Origin of the sequence: Bradyrhizobium genomosp. III (genome assembly GCF_000261705.1) — a bacterium.
GTDB classification, from domain to species: domain Bacteria; phylum Pseudomonadota; class Alphaproteobacteria; order Rhizobiales; family Xanthobacteraceae; genus Bradyrhizobium; species Bradyrhizobium ottawaense.
In genome coordinates, this window is record NZ_AJQF01000346.1 from 1 (window position 1) to 13,259 (window position 13,259).

The 13,259-nt window shown below is 64.6% G+C and carries 12 protein-coding genes; 8 read left to right on the forward strand and 4 right to left on the reverse strand.

Annotation, left to right across the window (positions count from 1 at the left end; all coding sequences use genetic code 11):
• The coding region (locus tag IC66_RS0127835; protein ID WP_038949865.1) for an ABC transporter permease at window positions 1-1,387 on the reverse strand (1,387 nt) is incomplete at its 3' end.
• A complete protein-coding gene (locus tag IC66_RS0127840; RefSeq protein WP_028139226.1) occupies window positions 1,384-2,106 on the reverse strand; it encodes an ABC transporter ATP-binding protein in 723 nt (240 codons plus the stop codon). The genes IC66_RS0127835 and IC66_RS0127840, both read right to left, overlap by 4 nt.
• Before the next feature lie 55 nt (window positions 2,107-2,161).
• On the opposite strand from IC66_RS0127840, the gene IC66_RS0127845 reads away from it, so the two are divergent.
• Both IC66_RS0127845 and thpR read left to right on the forward strand, forming a co-directional pair.
• Window positions 2,162-2,806: an arylesterase gene (locus IC66_RS0127845; RefSeq protein WP_038949866.1), complete on the forward strand. Its 645-nt coding sequence runs from the start codon at window positions 2,162-2,164 to the stop codon at window positions 2,804-2,806.
• A 174-nt stretch (window positions 2,807-2,980) separates the two neighbouring features.
• Window positions 2,981-3,517, forward strand: a complete 537-nt coding sequence (thpR, locus tag IC66_RS0127850) for an RNA 2',3'-cyclic phosphodiesterase (RefSeq protein ID WP_028139224.1) — start codon at window positions 2,981-2,983, stop codon at window positions 3,515-3,517.
• Window positions 3,518-4,050: 533 nt separating this feature from the next.
• On the opposite strand, the gene IC66_RS0127855 is transcribed toward thpR, so the two are convergent.
• Together IC66_RS0127855 and IC66_RS0127860 are read right to left on the reverse strand one after the other, a co-directional pair.
• Complete coding sequence (locus tag IC66_RS0127855; protein ID WP_028139223.1) at window positions 4,051-4,455, reverse strand: type II toxin-antitoxin system VapC family toxin; 405 nt, start codon at window positions 4,453-4,455, stop codon at window positions 4,051-4,053.
• Window positions 4,455-4,709 (reverse strand): type II toxin-antitoxin system VapB family antitoxin, encoded by a 255-nt coding sequence (locus IC66_RS0127860; RefSeq protein WP_038949867.1) that lies wholly within the window; start codon window positions 4,707-4,709, stop codon window positions 4,455-4,457. The genes IC66_RS0127855 and IC66_RS0127860 overlap by 1 nt, the downstream gene beginning before the upstream one ends.
• Window positions 4,710-4,892: 183 nt before the next feature.
• On the opposite strand from IC66_RS0127860, the gene zapE reads away from it, so the two are divergent.
• From zapE to IC66_RS0127890, 6 genes are all read left to right on the forward strand, one after another.
• Window positions 4,893-6,077, forward strand: a complete 1,185-nt coding sequence (zapE, locus tag IC66_RS0127865; RefSeq protein WP_038949868.1) for a cell division protein ZapE — start codon at window positions 4,893-4,895, stop codon at window positions 6,075-6,077.
• Window positions 6,078-6,337: 260 nt separating this feature from the next.
• A complete protein-coding gene (gene mdh / locus IC66_RS0127870; RefSeq protein WP_008145224.1) occupies window positions 6,338-7,306 on the forward strand; it encodes a malate dehydrogenase in 969 nt (322 codons plus the stop codon).
• Between the two features lie 206 nt (window positions 7,307-7,512).
• A complete protein-coding gene (gene sucC / locus IC66_RS0127875) occupies window positions 7,513-8,709 on the forward strand; it encodes an ADP-forming succinate--CoA ligase subunit beta (protein ID WP_038949870.1) in 1,197 nt (398 codons plus the stop codon).
• Between the two features lie 4 nt (window positions 8,710-8,713).
• Window positions 8,714-9,193 (forward strand): DUF1579 family protein, encoded by a 480-nt coding sequence (locus IC66_RS0127880; RefSeq protein WP_038949871.1) that lies wholly within the window; start codon window positions 8,714-8,716, stop codon window positions 9,191-9,193.
• Between the two features lie 36 nt (window positions 9,194-9,229).
• Window positions 9,230-10,114 (forward strand): succinate--CoA ligase subunit alpha, encoded by an 885-nt coding sequence (gene sucD / locus IC66_RS0127885; protein WP_028139218.1) that lies wholly within the window; start codon window positions 9,230-9,232, stop codon window positions 10,112-10,114.
• A 137-nt stretch (window positions 10,115-10,251) separates the two neighbouring features.
• Window positions 10,252-13,221, forward strand: coding sequence for a 2-oxoglutarate dehydrogenase E1 component (locus IC66_RS0127890; RefSeq protein ID WP_038949872.1), 2,970 nt, complete (start codon window positions 10,252-10,254; stop codon window positions 13,219-13,221).
• Window positions 13,222-13,259 lie beyond the last annotated feature (38 nt).

The window sequence follows — 13,259 nt, forward strand, 5'->3', positions numbered from 1 at the left end:
CCATCAGCAGGGCGGCGATGCCGCGCAGCAGGGCGAACACGACGACCGAGGAGGCCACGAACACCGCCGCGATGCGCTTGTCGAACGACAATCCGATCACGACCGCGATCAGCAGCGCGATCACGACGGCCATGAACACGAGATAGCCCGCGCGCGGCCGATGCCATTCCGAGCTGATGGTGTCGCGGAACAGCGCGGCCACCGGCACGTCGTGGACGCGCCCGAGCGGCCACAGGCCGAAGGCGAGCGCGGTCAGGAGGCCATAAACGAAGGACAGCGCGAGTTCGTCGGCATGCACGGCCGGCACCACCGGCAGCGGCAGCAGCTTGCCGAACAGGCCGACGATCGCGAACGGCATCGCGGCGCCGAGCGCAAGGCCGATGATCGAGCCGATGCCCGCGAGCAGGAGAACCTGCGCGAGATAGATGCCGAACACGTCGCGCCCGGTGGCGCCCACGGCCTTGAGGGCCGCGATCACTTCGAGCCGGCGGTCGATATGGCTCTTCACGGCATTGGCGACGCCGACACCGCCGACCAGCAGCGCGGCAAGGCCGACCAGCGTCAGGAACTGCGTGAAGCGGTTGATGTTGCGTTCGAGCTGCGGCGAGGCGTTGGAGCGGCTGCGGATCTCCCAGCCCGCCTGCGGCGCGGCGCTCCGCGCGTCCGCGATGAAGGCTTCGGTGGCGCGCTCGTTGTTCGCCGTATCAGGCAACTTCACCCGGTAGACCCAGCGCACCAGGCTGCCGGGCTGGATCAGGCCGGTGGCGCGCAGGCCCGCCTCGCTGATCAGGAAGCGCGGTCCGAAGCCGATGCCGCCGGCGAGCTTGTCGGGCTCGGCTTCGACGGTCGAGCGGATCTGGAAGCTCGCGGAGCCAATGGTGACGCGGTCGCCGGTCTTGAGCGAGAGCCGCGCCAGCAGCGTCGGATCGGCGGCGGCGCCGAACGCGCCGTCGCGCTCTGCGAGCAGGTCGGACATCGCCAGCTGTGGCGCCAGCGTCAGCTGGCCCAGCATCGGATAGGTGCCGTCGATCGCCTTCATCTCGACCAGTGCGAGCTGGCCATCGGCCGCGCGCGCCATGCCGCGCAAGGTCGCGGCGGTCGAGACCGTGCCGCGCGAGCGCAAGAAGGCGACCTCTTCAGGTTTCGCCTCGCGCTGGAACAGCACGAAGGAGACGTCGCCGCCGAGCAGCGTGCGGCCCTCGCGGGCCAAGCCGTCGGAGAGCCTCGCCGACACCGAGCCGACGCCGGCGATCGCCATCACGCCGAGCGCGATGCAGGCGATGAAGACATAGAAACCGCGCAGGCCGCCGCGCAATTCGCGCAGCGCGTAACGCAGCGACAGTGCGACGCCGTTTGGCTTCGCGAACGGTTCGGCCGAGGCGCTCATGCCGGCGCGGACTGCGTGTCGATGCGGCCCGAACGCAGGCGGATCACGCGGTCGCAGCGATGCGCGAGCGAGGAATCGTGCGTGACCAGTACCAGGGTCATGCCGCGCTCGGCATGCTTGCTGAACAGGAGGTCCACGATCTGTTTTCCCGTGGCCTCATCCAGATTGCCGGTCGGCTCGTCCGCGACCAGGATGGCGGGATCCGGTGCCAGCGCGCGGGCGAGCGCGACGCGCTGCTGCTCGCCGCCGGAGAGCTGGGTCGGATAGTGATGCAGGCGGTCGCCGAGCCCGACCGATTGCAGCTCCTGCGCCGCGCGCGTTGCTGCATCGGGATTGCCGGCGAGCTCCAGCGGCACAGCGACGTTCTCCAGCGCCGTCATGGTCGGGATCAGATGAAAGGACTGGAAGACGATGCCGACCTGGCGGCCGCGGAAGCGGGCCAGCGCGTCCTCGTCGAGGGCATTGAAAGGCGTGCCCGATACCACCACCTCTCCACTATCAGGACGCTCCAGCCCCGCCATCACCATCAGCAGCGTGGATTTGCCCGAGCCTGACGGGCCGATCAGGCCGATCGTCTCGCCCGAGGCGACCCGCAAGCTGATATCCTTGAGGATGTGAACGCGTGCCGCGCCCGTACCCAATGAGAGATTGACGTTGGAGATGGCGATGGTGTCCGCCGAGGCGGCGGCGAGCGAAGAGGAATCTATGCGAGTGTCCATGGTCCGGTCATATGGCAACTCCGATGGCGCGGTCGAGAGGCGTTACGGATTGTTCATGCACATAGCCGTGTTGATGCTCGGTTTGATGACGATCGCGACAACGCCGTCGTTGCAGGCTCAGCCGGCGGCCAAACCGATCAAGCTCGTGGTCCTCGGCGATTCCTTGAGTGCGGGCCTTGGCCTCCCGGCCCAGGATTCGTTCCCGGCCAAGCTCAAAAAATCCTTGCAGGACAAAGGTATAGCCGTCGACATGACCAACGCCGGCGTGTCCGGCGACACCTCCTCGGGCGGCCGCGACCGGCTCGACTGGTCGGTCCCCGAGGGAACCGACGGCGTCATCGTCGAGCTCGGCGCCAACGACGCCCTGCGCGGCGTCGATCCCGATTTGACGCGGGCCGCACTGACCGACATCGTCCAGCGGCTCAAGGCGCGCAAGATCGCGGTGATGCTGTGCGGCATGCTGGCGCCGCCGAATTACGGCGCCGATTATGCCGCGCGCTTCAATTCGATTTATCCGGATCTGGCGAAGAAATTCGACGTGCTGCTCTATCCGTTCTTTCTCGAGGGCGTTGCGGCCGACGCCAAGCTCAACCAGGCCGACGGCATCCATCCGACTGCGGCCGGCGTCGACATCATCGTCGGCAACATCATGCCCACCGCGGAGGCATTCCTTGGCACGATCACTGAGCAACGCCGTTGAAAAGCGGGCAGCGCCAACCCTCATACCCAGGGTTTTACCGGGGTGAGGCGCGCGATGCTTCGCAGAGTCACACAACTGCGATAGGAATCAGGGTACCGGTGATTCGTCACCGGCTCTAAAATTTGGATATGGTCTGTCCCACGGATCATGCCCAAGCATCGGGAGTGCGAAACGATGCCGCGTTTGTTCACTGGTCTGGAAATCCCGGCCGAAGTCAGCCAGACGCTTTCCAATTTGCGGGGTGGCCTTCCCGGCGCCCGCTGGATCGACCCCGAAAATTATCACGTCACCCTGCGCTTCATCGGCGATATCGACGGCCTGTCCGCCAACGAGATCGCATCGATGCTGTTTCGCGTCGACCGCAAGCCGTTCGAGGTGAAAGTGCAGGGGCTCATGAGCTTCGGCGGCCGCAAACCGAGAGCAGTCGTTGCGACGATCGCGCCGAGCAAGCCGCTGATGGAATTGCAGGCCGAGCTCGAACGGATGATGCAGCGGATCGGTCTCAACCCCGAGGGACGCAAATACATCCCGCATGTCACGCTCGCCCGGCTGCACGATGCCAGCGATCGCGACGTCGCCGACTATCTCTCGCTGCGCGGCTACTTCCCGAGCAAGGCGTTCATGGCCGAGCGTTTTGTTCTGTTCTCCTCGCGCGCATCGACCGGCGGCGGCCCGTACGTGGTCGAGGATGCCTACGAGTTGTGTGAGTAGGCGGAAAATCGAACGGTGCGGGTCGATCAATTTTGGCGATACGGCTCGCTGGGCCTCAGTATTGCTCTGTACCTCTGGTGCCTTTCCCTCGATGCTTTTTGCGCGCCTGCATGCCAGCGCGGATACGACATCTTGATCGCCGGGCCGTTCGGCCTGTTAGCGTCCGTCACGAATTGGACCTGGCTCGCCAACCCCGTCCTTTTTTCGGCATGGTTTGGTCTCGCAGTCGCGGACAGGATCTCTGACGCGAGATTCTTCGGTGCAGGCCTGGCTGCACTTGTCATCGCGGCATCGTTCCTGCTTCAACGGGAAGTCATGATGAACGAAGCTGGCAACCTCAATCCCATCCGGGCCTATGGGGCCGGGTATTGGGTTTGGTTGTCGAGCATGGCCGTCTGCTGCGTCGGAGGCTGGCGACGGCCGAGCTTTCGGCGCGCAACAAAAATACGGGATGAAGCCCCTGCGGGTCTCTTCCGGCCGCTCTTGCCGAGGACGTCTACGAACTGTGTGAGTGGGGCCCGCACCTCGGCGCGTTATCGCAGCGGCGTCACGCTCGACCGGTTGATGTCGGTCTTCGCAAAGTCCTCGCCTTTGAACAGCAGTGGTTCGCCACGGGTCATGGCCAGCGCATAAGAAAAGCAGTCACCGTAATTGAGCGACGCGGCGTGACGCCCTTTTCCGAAACGCCGCCAGGCGCGCCGGGCCGCGTCGGCTTGCACGGCATCGACCGCGACGATCTCAGCGCCGATCTTGACGAGCCAGAGATCGAACTCGCGCCCGCCCGCATCGCCCAGCCGCGTCTCGATCACCATCGTCGCTTCAAGCACCGTCGCCGCGGAAATCAGGCGGATCGGATCGTCCACGATCAGTCGCTCCATATCCGCGGCATCGTCTTCGTCGAGCGCGATTGCCACGATCGCGGATGTGTCGATCACCATCAGCGGGGCAATCCATAATCGTCGTATCCGAGGATTTCTTCAGGCTTGCGGTCGTCCAGGACGCGCATCTCGCTCCAGCGCCGTCTGATCTCGGCAAGGTCTTCAAGCAGCGCGTCCTTGTGTGTTTGAGCGTTGAGCCGGCGCAATCGCTCCTCGATCGCGCGCTTGGTCGCAGTCGTGATGTTCTCCCCCGTCAATTGTGCCAGACTCCGGGCCAGTTGCTCGGTTTCGGGGTCCTTGATGCTCAGCGCCATGCTCGGCTCCTTGGTTCCTAGATAGGTATATTCTACCTCAAGGCGCCGCAAGCTGGATTCTGACGGCCCGCTCGGCTGTCGTCCCACCGGGGCATCCGGCCGGTTTCCGCGAAAGAGGTCGCGCATAAGCCGTTGCGCCAATACGCGGTTGCAATTTCCGTCGGTCTCTGGCGGTAAAGGGCCATGCTCTCGACCCCCAGTTCCCCCTTCAGCGAAGCCTATCGGGCCCAGATCGCGTCCGGCGCGATCGAGCCCGATGCTGCGCAAGCCGAAGTCGCCGAAGCCTATGCCGCACTGGACCAGCGGCTCGCGGACTACAAACCGCAGCGCAAGCAGGGCCTGCTTGCCCGCCTGTTCAGCAGTGACAAGGATGAGGCGCCGCGCGGGCTCTACATCCATGGCGAGGTTGGCCGCGGCAAGACCATGCTGATGGATCTGTTCTTCCAGCATGCCTCGGTCGAGCACAAGCGGCGGGCGCATTTCCACGAATTCATGGCGGACGTGCATGAGCGCATCTACGACTATCGTCAGAGCATCGCGCGCGGCGAGATCGCCGACGGCGACGTCATCGCGCTGACCGCGAACGCGATCTTCGAGGAGAGCTGGCTGCTCTGCTTCGACGAATTCCACGTCACCGACATCGCGGATGCGATGATCCTCGGACGCCTGTTCGCGAAGTTGTTCGAGCTCGGCACCGTCGTGGTCGCGACCTCCAACGTCGCACCTGACGATCTCTACAAGGGCGGCCTGAACCGGTCGCTGTTCCTGCCCTTCATCAAGCAGATCACCGACCACATGGACGTCGCGCGGCTCGATGCGCGCACCGATTTCCGGTTGGAAAAACTTCAGGGCGTGCCGATGTGGCTGACGCCGGCGGACGCTGATGCGGACGCGGCGCTCGACCGCGCCTGGTCGCGGATGTCGGGCGGCGCCAAATGCCGCTCGCGCGACATTTCGATCAAGGGCCGCATCCTGCACGTGCCGTGCTCGGCCCATGGCGTGGCGCGGTTCTCGTTCACCGATCTCTGCGAGAAGCCGCTGGGGGCATCGGACTACCTCAGGCTGGCGCACGACTATCACACCATCCTGGTCGACCATATTCCAGTGATGGACCAGTCCCAGCGCAACGCCGCCAAGCGCTTCATCACGCTGATCGACGCGCTCTATGACAATGCCGTGAAGCTGATGGCCTCGGCCGACGCCAACCCGATCTCGCTCTACCTGGCCCACGAGGGCGTTGAGGCCATGGAGTTCAAGCGGACGGCGTCGCGCCTGATCGAGATGAGCTCGGAATCCTATCTGGCGCTGGCTCACGGCCGAAAGGATTCCACCGCAAGCGGCTCCACCAAGGGGCTGGTAGAGACTTAAGTCCTATTCCTGTCGAAGGTACCGCTGTCATTCCGGGGCGCGACGAAGGTCGCGAGCCCGGAATCCATCGCGCCACAAAGCTCTGCTGCCCGATGGATTCCGGGCCTGCGCCTGTCGGCGCATCCCGGAATGACGGACCGTTATGGCTGCTATCGCGCCAAGCCCGACAATTGGGCATCCGGCGACTTGAACGGGGGAGGCGAAAGGGATAACCACCCTCTCAGTTTTCCCCACCTTACGTGTCTAAAGGACAGGCTCACATGGCGCGCGACAAGATTGCTTTGATTGGCTCCGGTCAGATCGGCGGAACGCTGGCTCATCTCATCGGCCTGAAAGAGCTGGGCGACGTGGTGATGTTCGACATCGCCGAAGGCGTGCCGCAAGGCAAGGCGCTCGACATCGCGCAGTCCTCGCCCGTCGACGGCTTCGATGCCCACTACACCGGCGCGAACTCCTATGAAGCGCTCGACAACGCCAAGGTCTGCATCGTCACCGCCGGCGTGCCGCGCAAGCCCGGCATGAGCCGCGACGATCTTCTCTCCATCAACCTCAAGGTCATGGAGCAGGTCGGCGCCGGCATCAAGAAGTACGCCCCCGACGCCTTCGTCATCTGCATCACCAATCCGCTCGACGCGATGGTCTGGGCGCTGCAGAAGGCTAGCGGCCTGCCGCACAAGAAGGTCGTCGGCATGGCCGGCGTGCTGGATTCGGCGCGCTTCCGCTACTTCCTGGCCGACGAGTTCAACGTCTCGGTCGAGGACGTCACCGCGTTCGTGCTCGGCGGCCATGGCGACACCATGGTGCCGCTGGTGAAGTATTCCACCGTCGCCGGCATTCCGCTGCCCGACCTCGTCAAGATGGGCTGGACCTCGCAGGCGCGCCTCGACGAGATCGTCGACCGCACCCGCAACGGCGGCGCCGAGATCGTCAATCTGCTCAAGACCGGCTCGGCCTTCTATGCGCCGGCCGCCTCGGCGATCGCGATGGCCGAGAGCTATCTGCGGGACAAGAAGCGCGTGCTGCCCTCGGCCGCGTACCTGAACGGCGAATACGGCGTGAAGGACATGTATGTCGGCGTGCCCGTCGTGATCGGCTCCAAGGGCGTCGAGCGCGTCGTCGAGATCGAACTCGCCGGCAAGGACCGCGAGGCCTTCGACAAGTCGGTCGGCGCGGTGCAGGGTCTGGTCGACGCCTGCAAGAAGATCGCCCCCGATCTTCTCGGCCGCTAAGGGTCAAGCACTTCCCGCCGAAGCCCGAAAACCGGTCTTCGGCGGTTTCATTTCCGGGGCCCGGTTGTCGGGACAGGCCCCGGGTCGGCAGTCCAAAGATCGATGTCAAAGAATCCCGGTTGCAGTTCCTGTGGTATATGGTATGCCAGCCACAAGACTGAGGTGGGCCCTAGAGGTCACCGCCCGCGGGTTCAGGGAGCGACCATATGAATATCCATGAATATCAGGCCAAAGCGCTGCTGGGTGAGTTCGGCGTGCCGATCTCCAAGGGCGTGCCGGTCCTTAAAGCCGCCGACGCCGAAGCTGCCGCGAAGGCGCTGCCGGGTCCGGTCTATGTGGTGAAGAGCCAGATCCACGCCGGCGGCCGCGGCAAGGGCAAGTTCAAGGAAGCCTCCGCCGGCGACAAGGGCGGCGTCCGCATCGCCAAGTCGGCCGCAGAGGTCACCGAGTTCGCCAAGCAGATGCTCGGCGCCACGCTGGTGACGATCCAGACCGGCCCCGCCGGCAAGCAGGTCAACCGCCTCTACATCGAGGACGGCTCCGACATCGACAAGGAATTCTACCTCTCGATCCTGGTCGACCGCGAGACCTCGCGCGTCTCCTTCGTCGTCTCGACCGAAGGCGGCGTCAACATCGAGGACGTCGCGCACAACAGCCCCGAGAAGATCGTGACCTTCTCGGTCGATCCCGCCACCGGCATCATGGGCCATCACGGCCGCACGGTTGCGAACGCGCTGAAGCTCTCCGGTGATCTCGCCAAGCAGGCCGAGAAGCTCACCGCGCAACTCTACGCGGCCTTCGTCGCCAAGGACATGTCGATGCTGGAGATCAACCCGCTGGTGGTGACCAAGCAGGGCCAGCTCCGCGTGCTCGACGCCAAGGTGTCGTTCGACGACAACGCGCTGTTCCGTCACCCCGAAGTGCTCGCGCTGCGCGACGAGACCGAGGAAGACGCCAAGGAAATCGAGGCGTCCAAGTACGACCTCAACTACGTCACCCTCGACGGCAACATCGGCTGCATGGTGAACGGCGCCGGTCTCGCCATGGCGACGATGGACATCATCAAGCTCTACGGCATGGCGCCGGCCAACTTCCTCGACGTCGGCGGCAGCGCCAGCAAGGAGAAGGTCGCGGCCGCGTTCAAGATCATCACCGCCGATCCCAACGTGAAGGGCATCCTGGTCAACATCTTCGGCGGCATCATGAAGTGCGACGTGATCGCCGAGGGCGTTACGGCTGCGGTTCGTGAAGTCGGCCTCAGCGTGCCGCTGGTGGTCCGCCTCGAAGGCACCAATGTCGAGCTCGGCAAGAAGATCATCCGGGAATCCGGCCTGAACGTGGTGCCGGCCGACAATCTCGACGACGCCGCGCAGAAGATCGTGAAGGCCGTCAAGGGAGGCTAAGGCCATGGCCCAGGACCATCTCGCCGCATCATCTCCGCTTCCCGAGCACGCGCGCCTCGCCGCGTTCGCCGGCGAATGGGATGGCGAAGAGGTGGTCTTCCCGTCGCGCTGGACGGCGGGCGGGCCGGCAACTTCGCACGTCGTCGCGCGCATGGACCTGAATGGATTTTATCTGATCCAGGACAGTGTCCAGAAGCGCGACGGCCAGCAGATCTTCGCCACCCACGGCATTTTCACCTACGACCGCGACGACCGGACCTACAAATTGTTCTGGTACGACTCGCTCGGCTATACGCCGCCTTCGCCCGCTTCCGGCGGGTGGGTCGGCAAGACCCTGACGCTGGTGCGCGGCTCGCTCCGCGGCAATGCGCGCCACGTCTACGAAATCATCAATGAGGATTCCTACTCGTTGAAGATCCAGTTCTCGCCGGACGCGGAAGGCTGGGCCGACGTGCTCACCGGCGTCTACCGCCGCATCCACTGACCCTCTCACTCTGTTAGTTTCGCGAAAGCAGACCTCATGTCCATCCTGATCGACAAGAACACCAAGGTCATCTGCCAGGGCTTCACCGGCAAGAACGGCACCTTCCACTCGGAAGCCGCGATTGCCTATGGCACCAAGATGGTCGGCGGCACCTCGCCGGGCAAAGGCGGCGCGACGCATCTGGGCCTGCCGGTGTTCGACACCGTGCGCGATGCGCGTGAGAAGACCGGCGCCGATGCATCGGTGATCTACGTGCCGCCGCCGGGTGCGGCCGACGCGATCTGCGAAGCCATCGACGCCGAGATCCCGCTGATCGTCTGCATCACCGAGGGCATTCCTGTCATCGACATGGTGCGCGTGAAGCGCTCGCTCGCGGCTTCCAAGTCGCGCCTGATCGGGCCGAACTGCCCGGGCGTCATGACCGCCGGCGAGTGCAAGATCGGCATCATGCCCGCCAACATCTTCAAGACCGGCTCGGTCGGCATCGTCTCCCGCTCGGGCACGCTGACCTATGAAGCCGTGTTCCAGACCTCCCAGGAGGGTCTCGGCCAGACCACTGCGGTCGGCATCGGCGGCGACCCGGTCAAGGGAACCGAGTTCATCGACGTCCTGGAAATGCTGCTCGCCGACCCCAAGACCGAGTCGATCATCATGATCGGCGAGATCGGCGGTTCCGCCGAGGAGGACGCCGCCCAGTTCCTCAAGGACGAGGCCAAGCGCGGCCGCAAGAAGCCGATGGTCGGCTTCATCGCCGGTGTCACCGCCCCTCCCGGCCGCCGCATGGGCCATGCCGGTGCGATCATCTCGGGCGGCAAGGGCGACGCCGGTTCCAAGACCGAAGCGATGAAATCGGCTGGGATTACAGTGTCTCCGTCGCCCGCCCGCCTCGGCCATACGCTTGCCGAAAAGTTGAAAGGATAATTCACTTCTTCGTACTTTTCCGAGCGAAGTTTCGCAGCAAATAGGGTAAAGGGTGCCTGTCGCGCCGAGCCTCTGCCGGGGAGCTCGGTGCCAGCGCCGTTTGTTATGCGCGAACCGAAATCGCCAGGAACTCAAGTATGTCTCGCCAGGACGCGAACGCAGCCTTTGCCTTGTCCTCCTTTTTGCAGGGCACCAACGCCACCTACATCGACGAAATCTACGCCCGCTACGAGAAGGACCCGTCCTCGGTCGACGCCGAGTGGCAGGAGTTCTTCAAGAGCCTGAACGACCAGCCCGCCGACGTCCGGAAGAACGCCGCGGGCCCGTCCTGGGAGCGCGCCAACTGGCCGCTGACCCCGCAGGACGATCTCACCTCCGCCCTCGACGGCAACTGGGCCGAAGTCGAGAAGGCGGTCGGTGCCAAGATCGCCGCCAAGGCGCAGGCAAAGGGAGGCGACAAGGGCGCCGGCCTCTCCTCCGCCGACCTGCTCCAGGCGACGCGCGATTCCGTCCGCGCCCTGATGCTGATCCGCTCCTACCGCATGCGCGGTCACTTCCACGCCAAGCTCGATCCGCTCGGCATCGAAGCCCCGCGCAACCGCGAAGAGCTCGATCCGCGCACCTACGGCTTCAGCGAAGCCGATTTCGACCGCAAGATCTTCCTCGATCACGTGCTCGGTCTCGAATATGGCAGCTTGCGCGAGATCACCGCGATCTGCGAGCGCACCTATTGCCAGACGCTCGGCGTCGAATTCATGCACATCAGCAACGCCGCGCAGAAGGCCTGGATCCAGGAGCGCATCGAGGGTCCGGACAAGGAGATCTCGTTCACCCGCGAAGGCCGCAGAGCCATCCTGACCAAGCTGGTCGAAGCCGAAGGTTTTGAAAAGTTCTGCGACACCAAGTTCACCGGCACCAAGCGCTTCGGTCTCGACGGCGCTGAATCGCTGATCCCGGCGCTCGAGCAGATCATCAAGCGCGGTGGCAATCTCGGCGTGAAGGAGATCGTGCTGGGCATGCCGCATCGCGGCCGCCTCAACGTGCTGACGCAGGTGATGGGCAAGGCGCACCGCGCCCTGTTCCACGAGTTCAAGGGCGGCTCGGCCAACCCCGACGCGGTCGAAGGCTCGGGCGACGTCAAATATCACCTCGGCGCATCCTCGGACCGCGAGTTCGACGGCAACCGCATCCATCTGTCGCTGACCGCCAATCCCTCGCATCTCGAGATCGTCGATCCCGTCGTGCTCGGCAAGGTGCGTGCGAAGCAGGACCAGCACGGCGATCCGCCGGACATGCGCATCTCCGTCATGCCGCTGCTGATGCACGGCGACGCCGCGTTCGCCGGCCAGGGCGTGGTCGCCGAGTGCTTCGGTCTGTCCGACCTGAAGGGCTACCGCACCGGCGGCTCCGTGCACTTCATCGTCAACAACCAGATCGGCTTCACCACCTATCCGCGTTACTCGCGCTCCTCGCCCTATCCGTCGGATGTGGCGAAGATGATCGACGCGCCGATCTTCCACGTGAACGGCGACGATCCGGAAGCCGTCGTGTTCGCGGCCAAGGTCGCGACCGAGTTCCGGCAGAAATTCCACAAGCCCGTCGTCATCGACATGTTCTGCTACCGCAGGCATGGCCACAACGAGGGCGACGAGCCGGCCTTCACCCAGCCGGTGATGTACAAGCGCATCGCCGCGCATCCCTCGACGCTCGAGCTCTACGCTCGCCGCCTGATCGGCGAAGGCGTGATGACCCAGGGCGAGGTCGACAAGGCCAAGGCCGACTGGCGCGCCCGGCTTGATGCCGAGTTCGAGGCCGGCACCTCCTACAAGCCGAACAAGGCCGACTGGCTCGACGGCAAGTGGGCGGGCTTCAAGATCGCCGACCAGGAAGAGGACGCCCGCCGCGGCGTCACCGGCGTCGATTTGCCTGTTCTGAAGGACATTGGCCGCAAGATCACCAAGGTGCCTGACGGCTTCCGCGTCCACCGCACCATCCAGCGCTTCCTGGAAAACCGCGCCAAGGCGATCGACGGCAACGCGGGCATCGACTGGGCGACCGGCGAGGCGCTGGCGTTCTGCACGCTGCTGCAGGAAAACCACCACGTCCGCCTGTCCGGACAGGATTCCGAGCGCGGCACCTTCTCGCAGCGCCACTCGGTCCTGATCGACCAGGAGGACGAGAGCCGCTACACGCCGTTCAACCATCTCGGCAACGAGCAGGGCCATTACGAGGTCATCAACTCGCTGCTGTCGGAGGAAGCCGTGCTCGGCTTCGAATACGGCTACTCGCTCGCCGAGCCGAACACGCTGACGCTCTGGGAAGCCCAGTTCGGCGACTTCGCCAACGGCGCGCAGGTCGTGTTCGACCAGTTCATCTCCTCGGGCGAGCGCAAATGGCTGCGCATGTCCGGCCTCGTCTGCCTCCTGCCGCACGGCTATGAGGGGCAGGGACCGGAGCACTCCTCGGCGCGCCTCGAGCGCTACCTGCAGATGTGCGCCGAAGACAACATGCAGGTGGTCTACCCGACCACGCCGGCGAACTACTTCCACGTGCTGCGGCGCCAGCTTCATCGCGAAATCCGCAAGCCGCTGATCGTGATGACGCCCAAGTCGCTGCTGCGTCACAAGCGGGCAGTGTCGCGCATCGAGGAACTTGCGAAGGACACGACCTTCCACCGCATCCTCTATGATGACGCCCAGATGCTGCCGAACGAAGCCGTCAAGCTCGTTCCGGACGAGAAGGTCCGCCGCATCGTGCTGTGCTCCGGCAAGGTCTATTACGACCTCTACGAGGAGCGCGAGAAGCGCGGCATCGACGACATCTATCTGATGCGCGTCGAGCAGCTCTATCCGGTGCCGCTGAAGGCGCTGGTGGCCGAGCTGTCGCGCTTCAAGAAGGCCGAAGTGGTGTGGTGCCAGGAAGAGCCCCGCAACATGGGTGCCTGGCACTTCATCGAGCCCTATCTGGAATGGGTGCTGAACCAGGTGAACGGCGTGAGCCGGCGTCCGCGTTATGTCGGCCGCGCCGCTTCCGCCGCGACCGCCACTGGTCTGATGTCCAAGCATCAGGCGCAGTTGAAGGCGTTCCTGGACGAAGCACTGAGCTGAACTTTTTTAACTGCGTCATGCCCCGCTCGGAAGAGCGG